The sequence below is a fragment of the Cyanobium sp. ULC082 genome (genome assembly GCF_977927535.1).
The window spans coordinates 579133-601379 of the sequence record NZ_OZ376398.1; the positions used below are offsets into that span (position 1 = coordinate 579133).

General features: G+C 61.2%; 19 protein-coding genes and 2 pseudogenes. 13 read left to right on the plus strand and 8 right to left on the minus strand.

The features are described from left to right. Positions 1-17 precede the first annotated feature (17 nt). The 3 genes from rpsF to ACXMDY_RS12300 all read right to left on the minus strand — a co-directional run bounded on the left by rpsF (position 18) and on the right by ACXMDY_RS12300 (position 1862). Positions 18-386: a 30S ribosomal protein S6 gene (gene rpsF, locus ACXMDY_RS12290; protein WP_259702650.1), complete on the minus strand. Its 369-nt coding sequence runs from the start codon at positions 384-386 to the stop codon at positions 18-20. Positions 387-480: 94 nt separating this feature from the next. Continuing rightward, positions 481-945, minus strand: a complete 465-nt coding sequence (locus ACXMDY_RS12295) for a Tic20 family protein (protein ID WP_259702651.1) — start codon at positions 943-945, stop codon at positions 481-483. Between the two features lie 23 nt (positions 946-968). Then, a complete protein-coding gene (locus ACXMDY_RS12300) occupies positions 969-1862 on the minus strand; it encodes a shikimate dehydrogenase (RefSeq protein ID WP_259702652.1) in 894 nt (297 codons plus the stop codon). 145 nt (positions 1863-2007) lie between these two features. Here ACXMDY_RS12300 and dnaK point away from each other — a divergent pair, with 145 nt between their 5' ends. Then, positions 2008-3924 (plus strand): molecular chaperone DnaK, encoded by a 1917-nt coding sequence (gene dnaK, locus ACXMDY_RS12305; protein WP_259702653.1) that lies wholly within the window; start codon positions 2008-2010, stop codon positions 3922-3924. Positions 3925-3998: 74 nt separating this feature from the next. Here dnaK and ACXMDY_RS12310 read toward each other — a convergent pair whose 3' ends face one another. Then, positions 3999-5054: an NAD(P)/FAD-dependent oxidoreductase gene (locus tag ACXMDY_RS12310; protein WP_259702654.1), complete on the minus strand. Its 1056-nt coding sequence runs from the start codon at positions 5052-5054 to the stop codon at positions 3999-4001. Between the two features lie 65 nt (positions 5055-5119). After that, positions 5120-5599: a photosystem II protein PsbQ gene (gene psbQ, locus ACXMDY_RS12315; RefSeq protein WP_259702655.1), complete on the minus strand. Its 480-nt coding sequence runs from the start codon at positions 5597-5599 to the stop codon at positions 5120-5122. Between the two features lie 93 nt (positions 5600-5692). Between psbQ and purU the strand changes: the two genes are divergently transcribed. Continuing rightward, complete coding sequence (gene purU / locus ACXMDY_RS12320; RefSeq protein ID WP_259702656.1) at positions 5693-6547, plus strand: formyltetrahydrofolate deformylase; 855 nt, start codon at positions 5693-5695, stop codon at positions 6545-6547. A gap of 31 nt (positions 6548-6578) precedes the next feature. Further along, a complete protein-coding gene (locus tag ACXMDY_RS12325) occupies positions 6579-7847 on the plus strand; it encodes an O-antigen ligase family protein (protein WP_259702676.1) in 1269 nt (422 codons plus the stop codon). On the opposite strand, the gene ACXMDY_RS12330 is transcribed toward ACXMDY_RS12325, so the two are convergent. Next, entirely contained in the window at positions 7828-9420 is a 1593-nt protein-coding gene (locus ACXMDY_RS12330; RefSeq protein WP_259702677.1) for a B12-binding domain-containing radical SAM protein, read from the minus strand. The genes ACXMDY_RS12325 and ACXMDY_RS12330 overlap by 20 nt on opposite strands. A 126-nt stretch (positions 9421-9546) precedes the next feature. On the opposite strand from ACXMDY_RS12330, the gene ACXMDY_RS12335 reads away from it, so the two are divergent. The 5 genes from ACXMDY_RS12335 to ACXMDY_RS12355 all read left to right on the plus strand — a co-directional run bounded on the left by ACXMDY_RS12335 (position 9547) and on the right by ACXMDY_RS12355 (position 14817). Next, the gene (locus ACXMDY_RS12335) at positions 9547-10473 is read left to right on the plus strand and encodes an integron integrase (RefSeq protein WP_259702657.1); all 927 of its coding nucleotides are present in this window, start codon (positions 9547-9549) and stop codon (positions 10471-10473) included. A gap of 299 nt (positions 10474-10772) precedes the next feature. After that, a complete protein-coding gene (locus ACXMDY_RS12340; RefSeq protein ID WP_259702658.1) occupies positions 10773-11387 on the plus strand; it encodes a PIN domain-containing protein in 615 nt (204 codons plus the stop codon). Positions 11388-11754: 367 nt separating this feature from the next. Further along, complete coding sequence (locus ACXMDY_RS12345) at positions 11755-11997, plus strand: type II toxin-antitoxin system RelE/ParE family toxin (protein ID WP_399244288.1); 243 nt, start codon at positions 11755-11757, stop codon at positions 11995-11997. 37 nt (positions 11998-12034) lie between these two features. Further along, on the plus strand, positions 12035-13069 hold the full coding sequence (locus tag ACXMDY_RS12350) for an IS5 family transposase (RefSeq protein WP_457767360.1): 1035 nt from the start codon (positions 12035-12037) through the stop codon (positions 13067-13069). A gap of 1472 nt (positions 13070-14541) precedes the next feature. Beyond that, on the plus strand, positions 14542-14817 hold the full coding sequence (locus ACXMDY_RS12355; protein WP_457767664.1) for an HNH endonuclease: 276 nt from the start codon (positions 14542-14544) through the stop codon (positions 14815-14817). A 177-nt stretch (positions 14818-14994) separates the two neighbouring features. Here the strand turns inward: ACXMDY_RS12355 and ACXMDY_RS12360 are convergent. Then, positions 14995-16583, minus strand: a pseudogene (locus ACXMDY_RS12360) (IS3 family transposase). Between the two features lie 33 nt (positions 16584-16616). Here ACXMDY_RS12360 and ACXMDY_RS12365 point away from each other — a divergent pair. From ACXMDY_RS12365 to ACXMDY_RS12385, 5 genes are all read left to right on the plus strand, one after another. Continuing rightward, positions 16617-17504: a hypothetical protein gene (locus tag ACXMDY_RS12365; RefSeq protein ID WP_457767665.1), complete on the plus strand. Its 888-nt coding sequence runs from the start codon at positions 16617-16619 to the stop codon at positions 17502-17504. A gap of 1016 nt (positions 17505-18520) precedes the next feature. Further along, complete coding sequence (locus tag ACXMDY_RS12370) at positions 18521-19075, plus strand: cold-shock protein (RefSeq protein ID WP_457767631.1); 555 nt, start codon at positions 18521-18523, stop codon at positions 19073-19075. Between the two features lie 312 nt (positions 19076-19387). Beyond that, positions 19388-19714, plus strand: coding sequence for a hypothetical protein (locus ACXMDY_RS12375; protein ID WP_457767632.1), 327 nt, complete (start codon positions 19388-19390; stop codon positions 19712-19714). 189 nt (positions 19715-19903) lie between these two features. After that, positions 19904-20104 (plus strand): hypothetical protein, encoded by a 201-nt coding sequence (locus ACXMDY_RS12380; protein ID WP_457767633.1) that lies wholly within the window; start codon positions 19904-19906, stop codon positions 20102-20104. Further along, on the plus strand, positions 20101-20367 hold the full coding sequence (locus ACXMDY_RS12385; RefSeq protein ID WP_457767634.1) for a ParE family toxin-like protein: 267 nt from the start codon (positions 20101-20103) through the stop codon (positions 20365-20367). The genes ACXMDY_RS12380 and ACXMDY_RS12385 overlap by 4 nt, the downstream gene beginning before the upstream one ends. Positions 20368-20603: 236 nt before the next feature. Here the strand turns inward: ACXMDY_RS12385 and ACXMDY_RS12390 are convergent. Next, a pseudogene (locus tag ACXMDY_RS12390) lies at positions 20604-22192 on the minus strand (IS3 family transposase). Positions 22193-22247: the final 55 nt, after the last annotated feature.

Below are 22247 nucleotides of genomic sequence, written 5' to 3' on the forward strand. Positions count from 1 at the left end.
ATGACGGCGTGATCGCCTCAGGCTTCGCTGGCCACACTGGGCGCGGGCTCGGCCTCAGCGGAGCCCGCGGCGTTGCGGGGCGCTGGCAAGGGGCCGTCCTGCTTGACGGTGAGATAGCGGATCACATCTTCACTGAGGCGCATGGCCCGCTCCAGGGCCGCCACCTGCTGGCCATCGCCGTTGTGGTTCAGCTGCACGTAGATGCCTTCGCGATGCTTGGCGATCGGGTAAGCCAGGCGCCGCTTGCCCCGCATCTGGGTGTCGAGCACCTCAGCGCCGGCCTCGGTCACGAGGTCGCGGTACTTGTTGACATGGCCTTCGACTTCCTCCTCCGCGATGTCGGGGCGAAGGATGTACATCGTTTCGTAGTAGGGCTGCTGCGACATGACGGGCGGATCACTCCGTGACGGGCTCAGGTGAGGCCGGCTGCCAAGGGCTGCCAGCGACGGACTCAACACCCTATCGCGCAGGCGGATCGGCTCAGTAGAGCTGGATGCGCACAGCCTCGGACACGGTCGGGATGTCGGCCTCCTTGCCGCGGATGCACTGCACCACGGCGAACAGCACCAGCAGCAGCGTGCCGAGGAACACCGTGTTGCTGAGGGTGCGCAGGGCGAAGCCGGCACCCAGCGGAGCGAGCAGCACCCGGAAGGCCAGGGACAGCAGGATCAGCACGATGTCGAGCAGGATCGCCTGGAGCACGTTGAAGCGGATGAAGTAGGGCACTTTCTGGTTCCGCACCACCCCCAGGAACAGGGCGAGGAACAGCAGGAAGCCGCCGAACGGCACCAGTCGCTGCAGGGTGAGCAGCGGCAAGGCGGGAAGCACCAGCCACTGCAGCGCCGGGAAAATCCCGAACAGCGACTCCCCGAACATCACTCCGTCGCTCCAGGGCAGGAGATAGGCGAGCAGGGCCAGCAGCCGTTGCCAAAATGGAATCTGCATGGTCATGGCTTCGTTTCCAAAGGCTAGAGGGCCTGCCCCAGCTGCTCGAGTGCCGCCCGCCGCATCGCCGCCACGGGAATCTCGGCTCCGCCGGTGGCGGCGCTGCTCCAGAGCCGCAGGGACGCCGCTCCTTGCTGGATCAGCATCTCGAGGCCATCGAGGCCACGGCAGCCCCGTCGGCGGGCCTCCTGCAGCAGGCGGGTCGGCCGCGGCGTGTAGATCAGGTCGTAGACGAGCGCTCCCGGCTGGAGCGCCTCCAGCTCCTGCGGGTCGAGCGGGCAGGCTTCAGACCGGTTGCCCGCGCTGGCCATGCCCACCGGCGTGGTGTTGACAACCAGATCGGCCCGACCCAGGGCCTCCAGCAGGTCGGCGGAGTTCCACGGCAGGCCGCGCAGTTGCGGGGCCCAGGGACGGCAGCCGGCCACGAAGGCTTCGCGCCGCCGGGGTTCGCGGCCGACCAGTTCGATCCGCTCCAGACCCCGTTCCACCAGTCCCGCCACCACGGCCCGGGCGCTGCCGCCGCAACCGAGCACCAGGGCCCTTGATCCCGTCGGCTCCTGCTGCAGCGGGGCCAGAAAGCCAGCCACATCGGTGTTGGTGCCGAGCCAGCCGCCCGCCTCCCGTCGGATCAGGGTGTTCACGGCTCCCAGCCGCCGGGCCAGGGGCGTGAGTTCAGCGGCCAGGGCCGCCACCGCCTGCTTGTGGGGCAGGGTGATGTTGAGACCGCGACAGTCGAGTGCCTCGAGGCCGCGGACCGCCACGGCCAGATCCGCCGCCGCCACGGGCAGGGCCAGGTAAATCCAGTCGAGGCCCAGCTCGCGCAGGGCCGCATTGTGCATCGCCGGCGAGAGCGAATGGCGCACCGGATCCCCGAGAACACCCACCAGGGCTGTCTGGCCTGAAATCGAAACGGACATGGACCCTGGCACCGTGCCTCTGCCGATCGGCGGCACCGTAGGGGGCCTGTACGGCAGCTGTTCGGAAACCACCCCTCGCCTGGTCAGGCCCCAGCTGATGAGGATGCATCAGGAAGAACACATTCGTTTCAGGAGGCAAGAACCCATGGGCAAGGTTGTCGGCATCGATCTGGGCACAACCAACAGTTGCGTGGCGGTGATGGAGGGGGGCAAGCCCACGGTGATCGCCAACGCCGAAGGTTTCCGAACCACCCCCTCGGTGGTGGCCTACACCAAGAACCAGGACAAGCTGGTGGGGCAGATCGCCAAGCGCCAGGCGGTGATGAACCCCGAGAACACCTTCTATTCGGTGAAGCGGTTCATCGGTCGCCGTGTGGACGAGGTGAACGAGGAATCCAAGGAAGTGAGCTATGGCGTCGAGAAGGCCGGCGCCAACGTCAAGGTGAAGTGCCCGGTGCTCAACAAGCAGTTCGCCCCTGAGGAGGTGTCCGCCGAAGTGCTGCGCAAGCTGGCGGAAGACGCCGGCAAGTATCTGGGTGAAACCGTCACCCAGGCGGTGATCACGGTGCCCGCCTACTTCAACGACTCCCAGCGCCAGGCCACCAAGGATGCCGGCAAGATCGCCGGCCTTGAGGTGCTGCGGATCATCAACGAACCCACCGCTGCGGCCCTGGCCTATGGCCTTGATCGCAAGAGCAACGAGCGCATCCTGGTGTTCGACCTGGGCGGCGGCACCTTCGACGTGTCCGTGCTCGAAGTGGGCGATGGCGTGTTCGAAGTGCTCTCCACCAGTGGCGACACCCACCTGGGCGGCGACGACTTCGACAAGGTGATCGTCGATTACCTCGCCGCTTCCTTCAAGGCCAACGAAGGCATCGACCTGCGCCAGGACAAGCAGGCTCTGCAGCGCCTCACCGAAGCGGCCGAGAAGGCCAAGATCGAGCTCTCCAGCGCCACCCAGAGCGAGATCAACCTGCCGTTCATCACGGCCACGCCGGAAGGCCCCAAGCACCTTGATCTCACCCTCACCCGGGCGAAGTTCGAGGAGTTGGCCAGCACACTGATCGACCGCTGCCGCGTGCCGGTGGAGCAGGCGCTCAAGGACGCCAAGCTCGCCAGCAGCGAGCTGGATGAGGTGGTGATGGTGGGTGGTTCCACCCGCATCCCCGCCGTGCTGGAGCTGGTCAAGCGGGTCACCGGCAAGGACCCCAACCAGACGGTGAACCCCGATGAGGTGGTGGCCGTCGGTGCCGCCATTCAGGGCGGTGTGCTGGCCGGTGAGGTGAAGGACATCCTTCTGCTCGACGTCACCCCGCTGTCGCTGGGCGTGGAAACCCTGGGCGGCGTGATGACCAAGATGATCACCCGCAACACCACCATCCCCACCAAGAAGTCGGAGACCTACTCCACCGCCGTCGACGGCCAGACCAACGTGGAGATCCACGTGCTCCAGGGCGAGCGGGAGCTGGCCTCCGACAACAAGAGCCTCGGTACCTTCCGCCTCGACGGCATTCCGCCGTCCCCCCGTGGCGTGCCCCAGATCGAAGTCACCTTCGACATCGACGCCAACGGCATCCTCAGCGTGACCGCCAAGGACAAGGGCAGCGGCAAGGAGCAGAGCATCTCGATCACCGGGGCCTCCACCCTCAGTGAGAACGAGGTGGAGAAGATGGTCAAGGATGCCGAGTCCAACGCCACCGCCGACAAGGAGAAGCGCGAGCGCATCGACCTCAAGAACCAGGCCGAAACCCTGGTGTACCAGGCCGACAAACAGCTCGGTGAACTGGAAGGCAAGGTGAGCGCCGAGGACAAGGCCAAGGTGGAGGGTTTCTCCACCCAGCTGAAGGAGGCGATCGCCCAGGAGGACTACCCGACGATCAAGACCGTGCTGGAACAGCTTCAGCAGGCCCTCTACGCCGCCGGTGCCTCCGTGTACCAGCAGGCCGGAGCGGCGGGTGCGGATGGACCCGCCGCCAACGGCGCCGGATCCAACGGATCGTCGGCTGGCACGGCCGGTGGCGCCGAGGATGTGATCGACGCCGAGTTCACCGAAAGCAAGTAGGCGGCTCGGTTTCTCCGCCTGGCCCCCAGGCTGCTGCATCGGCAGGCCCTCCGTCCGGGGGGCTTTTTTCATGGTCAGGAGGGGGCCCCTGCCTCAATCTGGCTGGCCACCCATTCGGCACTGGCCGGTGCCAGCAGGACACCGTTGCGGTAGTGCCCGGTCGCCAGCACCAGGCCTGGTTCGAGCTGCTCCAGCAGCGGGGCCGGGCGGCCGACGGGCCGGGCCCGCAGACCCTGCCAGTGGCGGCGCTCCACCGACTCCCTGAGCCAGGCCGGTGCGTCTCCCCCCAGCTCTCGCAGCGATTCAAGCTGGCCTGGATCGGCCACTCTGCCGGGCTCGAGCGTGGCGCCCAGCCAGAGACGCCCTTCGGGCCGCGGCACCAGGTTCCAGCCTCGCCAGACCAGGCTTGCCGGCCAGTTCAGCTCAGCCCCTGCCGGTCGTTGCAGCTCCAGGGCCTGGCCCAGCACCGGCTCCAACTCCCGCCTGTGGCCCGCCGTCTCCAGCAGCGCCGCGCTGGAGAGGCCCGCTGCCACCACCACCCAGGCGCTGCTCAGCAGGGAGCCTCCCCCAAGTGCAAGCTGCCAGCCTGCTGTGCGCCGCTCCAGCCGGATGGCAGGGGCAGCCAGCAGCTGCATCCCTTGCCGCTGGCCATCGGATCGCAGGGCGGCCATGGCCCCCAGTGGATCAAGTTGGCCGTCTTCCGAGGAGAACAGGCCCAGCTCGGCATCACCCGGCAGCTCAGGCTGCAGCTGCCGCAGGGCGGTGCGATCCCAGAGCTCGATGGCCATGCCCTTACCCTGCCTGGCCTCGGCCAGCCATTCGAGTCGCCGGCGCTCGTCAGGGTCAGCGGCCAGCAGCAGCAGGCCGGAGCGAAAGGGAATCGGTTCGCCGGCCATGGCCAGTTGCTGGCGCCACTGGCGCCAGAGCTGCAGCGAGCGTTGACGCAACCGCCAGCCCCTGCCGCTGCTTCGGTGGAACACCTGACCCATCAGCACGCCGAGGGCCGCGCCGCTGCCGGCATCCTGCGGCTGGCGACCGAACACTCCGGGATCCAGCACGGTGACGTGATGGCCACGGCCCTGGAGCAGCCAGGCACAGGCCAGGCCGACAATCCCGGCCCCGATCACCACGATCGACTGGGGATCGCAGCTGCGCTCCGGGCGGTCGGCCGGAGCGGATCGAGCGGTGATCAGCGTCAGGCGATCCCGTCGGAATGGAGCACTTCGTCGTAGTTCCCGAAGCCGCTGGCCACCTTGATGTAGGCCTTGCGCAGCCGCTCGCCGTCCTGGAGCCTGGCGGCCTCATCCAGTTCAGCCAGGGCGGCCTTGAGCTGGTTGGCCCGCTTGCTGGCCTCGGCCCGATCGGCGGGCAGCAGCCGTTGATTGATGTAGAGCATCTGCCTCCCCACCTCCTGCATCGGGCCGTGGATCAGGTTGCGGGTGAACACCCAGTTGCGCTCGTTCACCAGTTCGGCCAGCTCTGGCAGGCGATCCTTGGCGGCGAGAAAACCTTCGGCCTGTCGCTGAATGGTCGCCAGATCGGCTGCGCTGATCGTGGGGGGTTTGGCCTGCGTGCCGTCACAGGCGGTGAGGCCGAGTGACAACACCGCCGCCAGGCAGAGCAGGGCCAGGCGCTTCAAGGCAGGACGGAGCGCGGAAACCAGCTGTGCGGCCATGGGGTGGGAAACAGGCGCTCGAAACTGTAGGTCTGATGCTCTTCCGGCGCTGCAGCGGCCACAATGCCCCGAATGGCTGTGCAAGGCGGCGCGATGAGCATCCCCACAGCGATCCTGCAGGTGATCTGTCCGGATCGCCCTGGCCTGGTCAGCGAGCTGTCCGGCTGGGTGGCGAGCCATGGCGGCAACATCCGTCACGCCGATCACCACACCGATGCTGGGGCGGGTCTGTTCCTCAGTCGGATCGAGTGGGAGCTGGATGGCTTCGGCCTGACCCGCGAGGCGATGCGGCCGGAGGCGATGGCCCTGGTGGAGCGACTGGGTGGCGAGGGTCAGCTGCGTTTCTCCGCTGACATCCCCCGGGTGGCGATCTTCGTGGGCCGTCAGGACCACTGCCTGCTTGATCTGCTCTGGCGCACCCGCTCCGGCGAGCTGCCGATGCAGGTGCCGCTGGTGATCTCGAACCATGCCGAGCTGCGGACGCTGGTTGAGGACTTCGGTGCCCGCTTCGAGCATCTGCCCGTCACGGCCGCTGCCAGGGAGTCGGCCGAGGCGGCCCAGCTGCAACTGCTCCAGGAGCACGGCATCGAGCTGGTGGTGCTGGCCAAGTACATGCAGGTGCTCAGCCCCTTCTTCCTGGCCCGGTTTGCGCAGGTGATCAACATTCACCACTCCTTCCTGCCCGCCTTCCAGGGAGCCCAGCCTTATCAGCGGGCCTGGGAGCGGGGCGTCAAACTGATCGGTGCCACCGCCCACTACGTGACTGAAGACCTCGATGGCGGACCGATCATTGAGCAGGCCACCGTGCCGGTGAGCCACCGGGATGAGGTGGAAGACCTGATCCGCAAGGGGCGCGACACCGAACGGCTGGCGTTGGCCCGGGCCCTGAGGCTGTGCCTGCGCCGCCAGGTGATGGTGTATCGGGGCCGCACCGCGGTGTTCTCCTGACCATGGTGCTGTCGCGGAGGATCTGGTCGTGCTGAGCAGCCGTGCCCTGGTTCAGCTCAATGCCGAGCGCCCCGTTGACGCCGCTCCGCTGGGCTGGCGCTGTTTCCAGCTCGGGGTGTTCGTCCTGCCCAGCAGCGCCCTGATCGCCGGGGTGCTGTTGCTGGTGGCTCTGCTGCTCGGCAGCCGCGGCCGGCCCCAGCCCCTGGCCGATCCGGCCAATCGGGTGCTGGTGGTGGTGGCCGCCCTGATGGTGCTGGGTTGCTTTCGTGCCACCAGCGGCTGGCTGGCCTGGGTGGGGATGGGCAACTGGCTGCCGTTCTTCTGGGCCTTCTGGGGCTTCCAGCCCTATCTGATCACCCCGGCCGCCCGGCGGCGGGTGGCGCTCTGGCTGGTGGCCGGCACGGTTCCGGTGATCGTCACCGGCTTCGGCCAGCTGTGGTGGGGCTGGGCCGGGCCCTTCCAGGTTCTGGGTGGAGCGATCATCTGGTATCTCAACGCGGGGGGCAATCCAACCGGGCGGCTCTCGGGCCTGTTCGACTACGCCAACATCGCCGGCTCCTGGCTCTCCCTGGCCTGGCCCCTGGCCCTGGCGGCCGTTCTGCAGCCGCAGCAGGGCTGGAAAGGCCGGCTGCCGGCCCTGGCGATCGCGGTTTCCCTGGTGGCTGCTCTCTACCTCACCGATTCCCGCAACGCCTGGGGCGCCCTGGTGCTGGCCCTGCCGATCGTGGCCGGGCCTGGGGCGTGGCTCTGGCTGCTGCCGTTGTTGGTGCTGCTGCTGATTCCGGTTGTCCTGGCCAGCCTGCCGGGGGTGGCTCCCTTCCTGCAGCAGCCGGCGCGTGAGCTGATCCCGGAGGCGATCTGGGGCCGGTTGAGCGACCTGGAGCAGGCCGGCCGCAGGCCCCTGGCGATCACCCGGCTGAGCCAGTGGGGTGTGGCCCTCGGCCTGGTGGCGGAGCGGCCCTGGCTGGGCTGGGGGGCGGCGGCCTTCAGCGTGATCTATCCGCTGCGCACCGGTAAATGGCATGGCCATCCCCACAACCTGCCGATTGATCTGGCCGTGAGCCACGGCCTGCCGGCGGCAGTGCTGCTGGTGGGGCTGATCCTGTTTCTGCTGGTCCAGGCGTCCGTCAGGGGGATGGCCGCCGGCCGCCTGTTCGATCGCGCCTGGTGGGCTTCGGTGCTGGTGCTGGTGGCGCTCCACGCCACTGACATGCCCCTCTACGACAGCCGCATCAACATTGCCGGCTGGATTCTGCTGGCGGGGGTCCGGGCCTTCCTGCTCAACCCGCCACCGCCGTGAGCGGGTCGGCCGGACCGGGCGGATGGGTGCTCAGCGCTTCTTCGTGGTGTCTGGCCAGGGTGGAGGCCGGCAGTGGACCCTCCAGGTGCACCCAGGGCAGCACCCGCTCGGGGCTCCAGCTGGCGTGGATCACCTCCTGCCAGGGCGGCGGTGGCGGCAGCGCGCCGGCTGGGGCAGCCAGCGCCTCGCGGTAGGCGGCCTTCCAGCCGCCCAGTTGGCCGTGGCGGCCGCGCACGGCGGCGATCACCGGGGCGAGGCGCCTGTCGCTGCGGGAGAGCAGGGCCTGCACCACGCTCCAGCCGTAACTCTCGGGCCGCAGCTCGATCCCCTTGGGCTGCAGACGGCGGGCCAGCCGCTTGAGCCGCTTCTCCGCTTCCGGCCGCACTCCTTCCCACTGGAAGGGGGTGTGGGCCTTGGGCACAAAGGTGCTCACCCCCAGGCTGAGCCGCAGGCCTGGCGTGGCGGCTTTGATCGCCAGCAGCAGATCAGCGGTGGCTTCGATGTCGGCGTCGTCTTCGCTGGGCAGGCCGGCCATGCCGTAGAGCTTGAGGCCGCTGAGCCCGCCTTCCTTGGCGTAGCGGGCAGCGGCGAAGATCTCTTCGGTGGCGAGCTTCTTGTTCACCACCCGGCGCAGGCGCTCGCTGCCGCTTTCGATCGCGATCGTAAGCGACCTGCTGCCCCGCTTGGCCAGGATCCGGCCGAGCTGGGGGGTCACGGTGGCGGCCCGCACCGAGCTGACGCTCAGGCGCGTGCCCTCGAAGCGGTCGTGATCGAGCCAGCTGAGCAGCTCGGCGAACTGCGGATGCTGGGTGACCGAGGCCCCCAGCAGGCCGAGCCGCTGGGTGGCGGTGAGGCCTTTCTCCACGGCGGGGATCAGGCCGTCGTCAAGCGACGGGGTGCGGAAGGGCAGGGTGAGGTAGCTGGCCAGGCAGAAGCGGCAGAGCTCCGGGCAGCTGCGCACCACCTCCACCATGTGGATCGAGGGCCAGGCCGCCTCCGGGGTGATCACGGTGGAGTGGCTGAGGGTGTTGCCGCGCCAGGTCTGCTTGGCGATGGTGGCCGGCAGGCCCGGCTCGATCGGCCCGACGCCCAGCAGCTCTCCGGCGGCGCCGTAGCGGGGGGCATAGAGCGCGGGCACATAGATTCCCGGCACCTGCGCCAGCGCCCGCAGCCGCTCGGCTCTTGGCGCCTGGCGACCGGCCTGGACGGCGTCGATGAAGGCGGGCAGCAGCAGCTCGCCATCGCCCAGCAGCACCACATCGAAGAAGGGCGCCAGCGGTTCGGGGTTGGCGGTGAGCACCGGGCCGCCGCCGAACACGATCGGATCGTGATCGCCACGCTCATGGCTCCAGAGCGGGATGCCCAGCGGCTCCAGCAGATCGAGCAATACGGGGCCATCGAGCTCCCAGCTCAACGACAGACCGAACAGATCGAGCTTGCGGTGGGGCGGATCGCCCTGATCGGTGAACAGCCGCCGCACATCCACATCGCTGCGGCCCGCCAGGCTGGCCCACACCACCTGAAAGCCCAGGCTGGTGATGCCCACTGAATAGGTGCTCGGAAAGGCCAGCACCGCCTTCAGGGCACCGGCCGCCGGCACGGCGGGCTCAAACAGCAGGGTTTCCTGATTCAGGGGTGGAGGTGCCGGCCGGGAGTGGTCAGTCTGGAGCTTGAGCGGCCGGGCGGGCTGCCATGGCCCATGGGGGAGGAACTGCAGGTGCGGCACTACGCCCGTCGCACGGTGAAGAGCTATGTGCTCTGGTTGAGGCGGTTTCTTCGCTTCCACAGCCTGCGCCATCCACGGGAGATGGGTAGCGCCGAGGTGAACGCCTTTCTGAGTGATCTGGCCGTGGGGCAGCAGGTGAGCGCCTCCACCCAGAACCAGGCGCTGGCCGCGCTCTTGTTTCTCTATCGCGAGCTCCTGAAGCAGGATCTGGAACTGGAGGGGGTGGTGAGGGCTCGCACCCGTCAGCGGCTTCCGGTGGTGCTGAGCCGCGAGGAAGTCAGGGCGGTGAGGGAACAGCTGGATGGAACACCGTCGCTGGTGGTGGGGTTGCTCTATGGAAGTGGATTGCGGTTGATGGAGGCCTTGCGGCTGCGGGTGAAAGATGTGGACGTCACCCGGCGTGAACTGCTCGTCCGGGACGGCAAGGGCGGCAAGGATCGCGTCACCCTTCTGCCTCAAAGCCTGATCACCGCACTGGAGCAACAGCTTGGGACAGTCAAACGCCTGCATCAGCGCGATCTGGAGGCGGGCTGGGGAAGGGTCATGCTGCCCGGAGCCCTGTCCAGAAAGTATCCGAGGGCGGATCAGGAATGGGCCTGGCAATGGGTGTTTCCACAGGCGCGGCGATGGCGGGATCCTGCCAATGGCCATGAAGGACGGCATCACCTGGATCCTTCAGTGATCCAAAAGGCTGTCAAACAGGCGATGGCCGTAGCGGGTGTGAGCAAGGCAGCGAGTTGTCATACGTTCCGCCACTCCTTTGCCCCCCACCTGCTGGAGGGGGGACAGGACATCCGCACGATCCAGGAGTTGCTGGGACACCGTGATGTGAGCACCACGATGATCTACACCCATGTGCTCAACCTTGGCCCCCTGGGCGTGCGAAGCCCGGCCGACTGAATGTATCCGCTCTAACAGTGGTTTGCAGACCTCCAAACCTGGGCACTGGCCTGAGGTGAGGCAGCAAATCCGCTGCGAGCGTTAACCTTTCAAGGCTTTTCCAGGAAGGCCTACCGTGTTCAGCGGAAGTGAGACGATGCCTTGAGCTGGTTCTCAGAACTGTCGAAGAACAAGTTAGGCATTCAGTAGGAGCTGGATATGCCTGGACATGCCGCGGATGGTGCCAAGCTCAGTGACTTGGCGGTATCAGCCTTCCATACCTAGACTCATCTCCACAGTTCTTGAATCTGAAGTTATCCATGTCATCCACGACGAAGAGAATCAATTATGTCTTAATTGACTATGAAAGCGTTCAGCCGAATCAGCTTGAACTGCTCAATAGGGATGGGTTTATCGCCTATGTCTTTGTGGGCAAGGGGCAGACAAAACTCTCTTTTGAGACCGTGTCGGCAATACAGGATCTTGGTGAGCGTGCTAAGTATATAAAGATCTCGGGAGCAGGCCCGAACGCATTAGACTTTCATATTGCATTTTACATTGGTAGAATTGGCGCGACCGATCCCAATGCGTTTTTTCATATCATTTCTAAGGACAAAGGGTTTGACCCACTGATCGAGCACCTAAGGGAAAGGAAGATATTTTCAGTAAGGAGCGAGACAATTGGCGAGATCCCTTTAATACGTGCATCAAACGCCAAGACACCCAAGGAGCGCATGACCCTAGTGGTGGATCGCTTAAAGTCTGGGTCATCTCGTCCACGGACGTTGTCGGCTCTCAAGTCATCAATCGACGCTATCCTCTACAAGCAAGTCGTTGATACAGACGTCCTGGCTGTGATTGATCAGATGGTCAAGGCAAAGTTCATCACTGTGACAGACGAGAAGGTTGCGTACAAGCTGACAAATTATGCCTAACCCTGCCATGCACCTGTGCCGCCGCCAACTAGTCCTTCGTGGCCGCTCTGGCTTTTTGCGGCCAGGTGATGGCAAGCGTTAGAAGGATCAAGGGAAAGCCAGGCCCTTCGACGTCTTGACGTTCTGACGTCAAAGGGCTAGTGTCGAGTCATGGATGAAACGAAACGGGCCACCATCTACTTTGACGCAGCAGTTCATCGTGCACTTCGCCTAAGAGCTGCTGCATGTAGCCGGTCGATATCGGACATGGTCAATGAAGCAGTGAGAATGACATTGGCCGAAGATGCTGATGATTTGAGAGATGCCGATCAGAGGCAAGATGAGACAAGCTCTAGCTTCGAAGAGCTTGTCGCAAGCCTGAGGAATAGTGGACGACTATAGTCTCTCGATTAAGCTATCAGCCGCCAAAGAACTACAAGCTATATCAGACAAGTCGACGCTCAAGCGATTGATTGAGAAGATCAGAATACTAGCCAATCAGCCACGCCCGCCTGGCGCTGAAAAGCTCGCGGGCAGACCTAGGCTCTATCGAGTTCGCCAAGGGAACTATCGCGTCATTTATTCTGTCGGGCACCTCGAAAAATCTACGTCGCTCCCTGACAGACTTTGAAATAAGCAATAGAATTGGTTCAGTTCAATACAGCTGAATGGGACAGCGTGGATTCTGGGATGAGGAGAAGCGCATCCACAGGCTTCAGCAGAAGAAGCCTACGTTAGCGACCCTATCCGAGACGATTCCTTGGGAAGCCTTCAGGCCCCTGCTGGAGCAGGGTTACAGCCATGAACGGAAGAGCAATGCTGGCAGGAAACGGATTGATCCGCTCATCCTCTTCAAGATGCTGGTGCTTCAGCAGCTGTTCAACCTCAGCGATGAAGAGCTGGAATTCCAGGTCAATGACAGACGCTCATTCGAGGAATTTGTCGGACTGGGAGTGATGAACACCATTCCTGATGCCACCACGATTGCCTTCTTCCGCGAGCGTCTCCGCAAGGCGGGCGTTATCGATGAGCTCTTTGACCGGTTCGAGGAGCACCTGCGGTCCGAGGGACTGGAGGCCCGTGGAGGGCAGATCATCGATGCGACACTGGTCCCTGTTCCCAAACAGCGAAACTCAAGGGAGGAGAACAAGACCATTAAGGATGGAGCCATCCCAGAGAAGTGGCTGAACAAGCCAAACCGACTGCGCCAAAAGGACACTGACGCCCGCTGGGTCAAGAAGAATGGCATCAGCCATTACGGATACAAGAACAGCATATGCATTGATGCCACTCACGGCTTCATTCGAAGATTTTCCATTACCCCAGCCAACATTCACGACAGCCAGATGCTTACACAGGTGCTAGACCCTGAGAACAGGGATGACTTCGTCTGGGCTGATTCTGGCTACGCCGGCGTGCGGTATGAGGATCTGCTGGATATGGCTGGTTTTGAGAGCAGAATTCATGAAAAGGGCTCACGCTGCCATCCATTGAGCGAAGAAGCCCAGGAGCGCAACAAGGCACGATCTAGTGTGCGGGCAAGGGTTGAGCACGTCTTTGGTGCAATCACAACTTGGATGCGCGGCAAGCTGACGAGGCGGATTGGATTGGCCAGAACGAGAGCTTGGTGGGGACTGCGTAATCTGACTTACAACTTTCTTCGATACCTGCATAGCAACTCAAAGGCAACGCCGGCCTCCTGATCATTCGACAGGGAGATAAACGACTCGACTTAAAGTAATTGATGCCAGTCGTCAGGAGCATCTGCACGTGCAGAGGATTTCCTTGCAGCGTCTCAATATTGCCTCAAAAGTGGCAATATTTCGAGGTTCCCTGTCGATGATGAGACGCGAGTTGTCGACGTTGTGAAGGTTGGCCACAGAAGAGATGTCTACAGATGAGTGGACCTTCTAACATCAAGATACAGAAGACGGGAGCACAGGTCGTTGTCGATGCCAAATTCCCTGCCCGCTTCTGATCTTGAGCGTTAGACGCATCAACTTCGTTCAACCTAAGGACAATAAACCCTCTTCAGCCAAAATCTATTTAGTCTGTTGTCGCTCCTAAATGAGTATGCTTGATCCGCTCTCGTTGTTAAGAACAGAACTTGCGAGAGTCGAGCATTCAGGGTTGTTCGATGGCAAAGAGTATCCTGATCCTCTTACTGTCTTCCCATGGCCTTTGACTGGACGTGGATTTTTCCCTGGTGGTGATGGATTATGGCGCGACCCCACACCCTCAGGAATCACAGGCCCTGCGACTATCCCATTCCCAGAAAATGGGGTTATGTTTGTAGGCCAAGACTTTGGAACGGTTGACAAGTATCCTCCACAGTCGCGCCCATGGGAACTAGACAATGTCGCGACTTGGCGATTTCTTGTTAAACGAATCATAGAGTCAGGACTGCCCGGAAGCGAATGCTTCTTTACGAATGCATTGCTAGGCTTGCGGAAGCAAGGTTCAACAATTGGCCAGAATGAATGCGTATCGATACCTTTATACGCAGATATCTGCCGCAAATACCTGGCTTACCAGATTCAAGTTCAGAATCCTAGGATGATAGTTCTCTTTGCAAGCGTAAATAAGAACATTTACTCTTCAGTAATTTCTAAATCATACACTCTAGACTCCCTTAACAAAGTAAGCACTATCAATTGCTTGGGTCGCGAGCGAATCGTCTTCGTCACACAGCATCCAAGTTCTGATCATGGGGTGATAAGTAGGTCTCCCTCTAACTACAAGACTCGCTACAATGTGCTTTCAGAGGGTTGGCAGCGTGCAAGCCTTTTAGCATGATTCTTCTGAGTGTCTAACATCAAGATCCAGCGGGCGGGGCCACACACTTCAATTGTGTGCCTTCAGCGAGTTGCCGCCGCTGATCTTGAGCGTTAGGTGTGTCCAAGGCAGCAGCGGGAAATCGAAATCGTGTATGCTTTAAGAGCCGCTACCAAGAGTAGGGGTGCCGGACCCTTCAGTGGTTCAACCGGCCTCGGGGGTACCCGCCTCCGACCTTACGTTTAAGCGCAAGTCATGCGGGATTCAAACGATCGTTCGTTGAGTCACCATGCCTTCCAAAATGAAGCGCCTTCGCGAGAAGTCAGCATTAGCGCAGTCGAATCGCTGCTATTACTGTGGACTTCCTGTTTGGGAACGAGAACCAGAAGAATTTGCCTCAATGTATAAGTTAAGCCTTCGCCAAGCAAGGCTGTTGCGGTGCACGGCTGAACACCTTCAAAGCCGCTCCGAAGGCGGAGCAGACAGTACGAAGAACATCGCGGCAGCATGTACTTACTGCAATGGTCATCGACACAAGAGAAAGAGAGCTCCAGATCCCAGCGCCTATCGGCAAACCGTTAGGCACAGAATGCGGAAAGGAAAATGGCTCTTTGCAGTCCTGCCAAAGCAGTTTGTGATTCGCGAAGCAGTATCACTTACCACAAGGAACACCTAACATGCCAATTCAGCGGCCGGGCCTTTGAAGTTGCTGTTCTCGGCGCCAATTTCATGCCCGCCGCTGATTGGCAGCGTTAGGCATACTGGATGAAATCTCCTTAAGACCCTATGGCCCCACTGAAATACGCCAAGCCAGAACGGTGACTGCCAGAAAAGATGACGCCCCTGCCGCCAATCAGACGGCGATCGACAAAGTAGCCGGACCGTTGGCGTTTTCTGGAGGCGGTGGATTGATCCAGACCACCTCCGGTTGATGCCAGCTGCGGGTGCAGCGGCTCCAGCGGCGGGGGTGACACTGCCGGGCCTGCTCATAGACGCGGGAACGGTGGCGGCAGATTTCCTCGGCCTGACCGCTGTGGCGCTGGTGGGGCGTCACGAATCGGATGGCGCTGTGGCGGTGCTGGTGGTTGTACCAGCTCACGAACGTGGCCACCCAGGCGCAGGCGTCGTCCTTGCTTTGGAATGGCCGCCTGGGGTAGTCCGGTCGGTACTTGACCGTTCGGAACAGCGACTCCGAGTAGGGATTGTCGTTGCTGACCCTGGGCCTGGAGAAGGATCTGAGCACCCCCAGCTCCTCCAGCCGGGCTTCCAGGGTGGCAGCGCGCATGGCGTTGCCGTTGTCGGCATGGAGGACCAGCGGCTGGCGGCGGCCCTTACTGATCCGCTCCCGCAGACAGCCACGGCCGACCAGATCAGCGGCGATCTGGGCGTCTTCCCGCTCGGCCACATCCCAGGCCACCACCTTGCGACTCCAGACGTCGATCACCAGATAGAGGTACAGCCACACCCCCCGAACGCTGGTGGGCAGGTAGGTGATGTCCCAGCTCCACAGCTGATTCGGCCCCCTGGCCTGCAGCCGTGGCACCGGACGGGGCTCTTGGGGCGGACGGGCCCGCCCGCGGCGGTGGGCCTGGCCGTGGGCATGGAGCACCCGGTAGAAGCTCCGCTCCGAGCCGATATAGAGGCCCCGATCCGCCAGGACCGGCACGATCTGCCCCGGCGGCAGCGCCGCGAATTCCGTCTGGTTGCAGGTGAGCAGAATTCGCTGGCGCTCCTCCTCACTCAGGCGATGGGCCACATGGCGGGGGCTTCCTCTGCGGCGATCGCTGCCGTCCCCATCACCAGCGAACTGACGCCGCCAGCGCTGCAGGGTGGTGAGCCCCACACCAAGCAAAGCGGCCACCTCACGGGCCCGTGCGCCCGCGGCCATGCCGGCCTCGAGGATCCCCAGGGCCTTGCGGCGATCAGACGGTGAGGTCAGTCGCCCCCGTCCTCTCCCCAGAAGGCCTGGATCTTTTTTGAGGCCATCAGCAGCGCCGCCGCCTCCGCCAGGGCCTTGTCCTTGCGGCGCAGCTCCTGCTGCAGCCGCTTGATCTCCCGCTGATCGGCCTGGTGGCGCTTCTCCAGGTCCTTCTGCTCGGCCATCGTCACCAGCGGCTGTGCGTTGGCATCCTGGGCGGCCTGGCGCCAGCGATCCACCTGCTCGGGGAACAGACCCCGCTCGCGGCAGTAAGCGCCGAGTTCGGTGGCGTTGAACCCAGCAGTCTCCAGGACCACCGTGAACTTGTCAGTTGGGCCCCAACCCTCGGGGTCCTTCTGGGTAGCCGGCACCACCTCCCCCTGCAGACGCCAGGCCTTGCGCCATTTGTAGAGGGTGATCACGTGGATGCCCAGCTCCTGGGCGATCTCCGTCACGCTCTGGCGATGGGGAGGCCCCATCCGCCGGCGGACATCAGCTTTGACAGCCTCGCTGTAAGGACGCATTGATCGGTTCCATCAGGCCCCCTGGTGGTGGAAATGGTCGAGATGGAGAGGCGTCAACTTTCCTGGCAGAGGGGGGAACGGATTTGGCTTAAAGCTAATCCCGAGCTTGATGAGAAGTGGCTTCAGGAAAGGATTGGTGAAGATCCGGCAATTCTTGGCCTAGGCGACCTTGTTTTGAAGGATCGCGAAAGGCCGCAGCCCAGGGCGGGAAGACTTGATCTTCTCCTCCAAGAAGGAGATAGCAACCGCAGGTATGAGGTTGAGATCCAACTCGGCAAAACCGACGAAGCGCATATCATTCGCACCATTGAATACTGGGACATTGAGCGGAAGCGCTATCCCCAGTACGAACACACAGCTGTTATCGTAGCCGAGGATATAACAACAAGATTCCTGAATGTCATCGGGCTTTTCAATGGCTCAATCCCATTGGTGGCTATTCAGCTAAACGCTATTCAGCTTGGCGAGGCGGTCTCTCTGGTTTGCACAAAGGTGCTTGACGAGGTTCGCTTGGGATTAGTGGATGAAGATGAAGAGGTCCAAGCCGTCACAGATAGGTCGTTCTGGGAAGCTCGTGCAAGCAAGCAAACGCTAGCAATGGCCGATGAGATCCTTAAACTCGTCAAAGCCTTCGACTCGGGTTTAGAGTTAAAGTACAACAAGTTCTATATTGGGATTGCCAAAGGAGGCCAGCCAAATAACTTTGTCATCTTTCGGCCTAAAAAGGACTGGCTTCGTCTTGAAGTCCGCCTAGAAAAGTCAGAAGAAACGCAGGCCGAGCTTGATGACTCGGGTCTAGATGTTATGGATTACGACTCAAGGTGGGGGCGCTACAGGCTACGTCTTACACCAGCGGATGCTTCCAAGCATCGGGAATTTATCGTTGCTTTCCTGGAAAAGGCGTTTAAAGCAGCTGCCTAACAAGCCCCTCGAGTGGACAGGCCACCACCAGCTCTTTGCTGCGCCTCCCTCGACTCCCTGCCTGCCACTCAGGGGCAGCGTTCGCTGCACTCTGGGAAGATATAAGTATAATTAGTAACTATCAGTCGCAAGCTGGATGGCTCCATATGGATGCGTTGGCATTTACAACCTGGAAGCAACTCAGTCTGTTTTTGAAATGGCTTGCGAAATCTTCCTGTTCATTAGTGCGTAATCAAGGCATCTGGCAAACCAAGAACCTCTGGTTCCATGGCTGGATGCTTGTCGGAGTCGGAGGTTCTGGGCTTCTTATTCTTTCCGAAAGGAATAGAGTTCCATTCCTGGTAACAACTCTATATGTGGCTATCTCTATACTGGCTTACTGGTTAAACGAGGTGTTGTTTATTCGGAGCGGTGCTTCACGCAGGCTTTGGAAAAAGCATGTGATTGACCCCCGTAGAAATCGCATCGTAGTTGCAATTCGAGTCAGAATTCAAGATCTAGGTTATGTCATACTAATGTTCTTTGGGTGGTTCTTGATCGCAGGGAATATCATATATCTGAAAACCGGCTCAATCATTACTCGGGACTGGTGTAGAGCGGTTCTTCACATGATTCACTCTGCAGGAATCCACACAAATCGAAGTTATCAGGCTGAGGGTATGCTCGGAGTCTCTTTAACAATAGTCACCTCAATGGCCGGCCTAGTATTTGTAGGCGTCTGGGTCGCAATCTTCATCAGTGACTTTGCCATTATCTTTGGTAAAGATGATGATGAAAGGGCAAGGAGACTGCGGGCTGTCGTTGGCCGGCATCGAACAAGCAGATTGAGGCGGACAAGGCGGCGTGGACTGTAATCTCGCTAAGTTGTCAGCAAAACGCCTTGCCGTTCATCTGCAGCGTTGGGCTGCTTCGTGTATCATGCACTGATCTTAATAATTCAGACAGAAGATCCTGGTAGACTGGATATTGCTAATGTTTCAACCAGTAGTTCTAGAGTGGTAATGACGCATTCTTGGATGACTGGAAAGCTCGTTAAATGGAATGATCAAAGAGGCTTTGGCTTTGTTAGGCCTGAAGGAGAAGCCATAATAGTTGAAGCATTTGTACATATAAGTGACATACAGGAATGTGGTAGACGCCCCACAAATGGGGACCGACTTCGGTTTACTATCAAAGCTGGTACTGATGGGCGCGTCCGAGTATCGCAGGCTCAGATACTAGGAGCTGTAGGCATGTCTCGATCTCAGATCTCATCCAAGAGTTCATGCCGTATGGCCAGCAGAAGGCAGAACTCATTGTTGCAAAGAATCGGTATGGTAGCGCTCATTGGAGGATTTCTTGCCCTTGGGGTGCAATTTTGCTCAGGGTATTTCCCAGGGATAATTGAATCAACATCAAAGCCAGGCTGCCTTGTGAAGGGGAATGTATCGTTTGACTCTGGCAGGAAGGTTTACCATGTAGTTGGCATGGAAGATTATGAAATCACCAAGATTAGTCCCGAGAAGGGAGAACAGTGGTTCTGCACCGAACAGGAGGCGGTCTCAGCTGGATGGATCAGAGCACCCAGATAATGCGAGCAGCCCAACATCCCACTGCAGCCGACGGGATCCATGAGCTCCTAATCGAGGAGTCTCTTTATACTCAAATTACTGCCCGCGGCTGAGTGGGAACGTTAGATGCGCTGGCCTTGCACCCCAGCTCGGCAGAGTGCATACTTAGAAAAGTGCCGCAACAAAGATGCTCGATCAAATTTGGAAGCTCATAACATGGATCCTCGGGTTATGGAGAGAAATTCCTCAACCAATCAAGGATAAAATAATCGAACTCGCAACCGAGTGCTTCGATCACATCTTCCGTGCTTACTATCGTAAATTTAAAAGTCCATGAGCAACGACGAAAGCTTCAAGGAATTCTTCAATTCCGACGATAATCCAGATAAAGCACTACCCCCTAAACTCCAGTCCTTCTCGGTAGGCTCTACAGCAATTTCAGGGAGTCTAGTTGGGGCAATGCTTTCTACAGGGCTCCCATTTCCTGAAGCATCAAGAGAAGAGTTCGCAGAGAAGGTAGCATCCCTTCCTCAAAGCGAAGAATTCATATCTGAGCTGAGTGATGATATTGGTGTCCCTCTTAATGACGAGACTGAAGATGAGTTCGTGGCAAGGGCTAAAAGCGCTATGGCAAAGCTTTTGCGGCGGAAGCTGGGGTAGAGAAACTTGGTGATGACATTTCCTCTGACAGGACATCTAACATCGCAATCCACCTGAGCCGCCGCCATCAGCCCATGTTGGCCTGCAACGGGTTCTCGCCATTGCACATTGCGGCCAGGTGATTGCGAGCGTTAGGCCTATCCGGGATGTGCCACGTCTCAGCCGGACAACTCAGCTACCATGGCTCTCATGAGCACCCTTGAAGAGATTGAGGCTGCGGTTCAGCAGCTGCCGCCGGCCAAGCGGGCCGAGTTCCGGACCTGGTACCTGTCGTTCGACGCATCGGACTGGGACCAGCAGATGGAGGATGACATGAGCGCAGGCAAGCTGGACTGGCTCGCAAATGAGGCAATCAGCGACAGTCAGGCTGGGCGATGTTCTGAGTTATGAGGCATCGCGCCAGTCCGCGCTTTTGGGCTTGTTATCACTGCCTTCCGTCAGAGGTCAAGCTCCAGGCTGATCGCTGCTTCGAACTCCTTAGGTCCGAGCCACGTCACCCTTCGCTCCATTTCAAGAGGATCGGCAAGTTTTGGTCGGCGAGAGTTGGCTTACGTTTTAGAGCTTTAGCAGTTGAAGGCGGCGGCGATGACTTGATTTGGGTGTGGATTGGTAGTCATGCAGACTACGATCAACTGCTTCGCTCGAAGGCCTAACATCAAGATGCAGCGGTCGGGCAGCCCAGCATGCCTGTTGGATTCACAGAGCTAATCCCCGCCGCTGATCTTGAGCGTTAGGTGGCACGCAGAGAGGCACGTGACACCTACATCATCATCTCGGCCACTGCCGTTGGCTTTCAGACATGGAATGTCTGAAAGCACCACGAGTAAAAGCACTTACAATGCACAGCAGCGACGGTGACTGCCAGAAAAGATGACGCCCCTGCCGCCAATCAGACGGCGATCGACAAAGTAGCCGGACCGTTGGCGTTTTCTGGAGGCGGTGGATTGATCCAGACCACCTCCGGTTGATGCCAGCTGCGGGTGCAGCGGCTCCAGCGGCGGGGGTGACACTGCCGGGCCTGCTCATAGACGCGGGAACGGTGGCGGCAGATTTCCTCGGCCTGACCGCTGTGGCGCTGGTGGGGCGTCACGAATCGGATGGCGCTGTGGCGGTGCTGGTGGTTGTACCAGCTCACGAACGTGGCCACCCAGGCGCAGGCGTCGTCCTTGCTTTGGAATGGCCGCCTGGGGTAGTCCGGTCGGTACTTGACCGTTCGGAACAGCGACTCCGAGTAGGGATTGTCGTTGCTGACCCTGGGCCTGGAGAAGGATCTGAGCACCCCCAGCTCCTCCAGCCGGGCTTCCAGGGTGGCAGCGCGCATGGCGTTGCCGTTGTCGGCATGGAGGACCAGCGGCTGGCGGCGGCCCTTACTGATCCGCTCCCGCAGACAGCCACGGCCGACCAGATCAGCGGCGATCTGGGCGTCTTCCCGCTCGGCCACATCCCAGGCCACCACCTTGCGACTCCAGACGTCGATCACCAGATAGAGGTACAGCCACACCCCCCGAACGCTGGTGGGCAGGTAGGTGATGTCCCAGCTCCACAGCTGATTCGGCCCCCTGGCCTGCAGCCGTGGCACCGGACGGGGCTCTTGGGGCGGACGGGCCCGCCCGCGGCGGTGGGCCTGGCCGTGGGCATGGAGCACCCGGTAGAAGCTCCGCTCCGAGCCGATATAGAGGCCCCGATCCGCCAGGACCGGCACGATCTGCCCCGGCGGCAGCGCCGCGAATTCCGTCTGGTTGCAGGTGAGCAGAATTCGCTGGCGCTCCTCCTCACTCAGGCGATGGGCCACATGGCGGGGGCTTCCTCTGCGGCGATCGCTGCCGTCCCCATCACCAGCGAACTGACGCCGCCAGCGCTGCAGGGTGGTGAGCCCCACACCAAGCAAAGCGGCCACCTCACGGGCCCGTGCGCCCGCGGCCATGCCGGCCTCGAGGATCCCCAGGGCCTTGCGGCGATCAGACGGTGAGGTCAGTCGCCCCCGTCCTCTCCCCAGAAGGCCTGGATCTTTTTTGAGGCCATCAGCAGCGCCGCCGCCTCCGCCAGGGCCTTGTCCTTGCGGCGCAGCTCCTGCTGCAGCCGCTTGATCTCCCGCTGATCGGCCTGGTGGCGCTTCTCCAGGTCCTTCTGCTCGGCCATCGTCACCAGCGGCTGTGCGTTGGCATCCTGGGCGGCCTGGCGCCAGCGATCCACCTGCTCGGGGAACAGACCCCGCTCGCGGCAGTAAGCGCCGAGTTCGGTGGCGTTGAACCCAGCAGTCTCCAGGACCACCGTGAACTTGTCAGTTGGGCCCCAACCCTCGGGGTCCTTCTGGGTAGCCGGCACCACCTCCCCCTGCAGACGCCAGGCCTTGCGCCATTTGTAGAGGGTGATCACGTGGATGCCCAGCTCCTGGGCGATCTCCGTCACGCTCTGGCGATGGGGAGGCCCCATCCGCCGGCGGACATCAGCTTTGACAGCCTCGCTGTAAGGACGCATTGATCGGTTCCATCAGGCCCCCTGGTGGTGGAAATGGTCGAGATGGAGAGGCGTC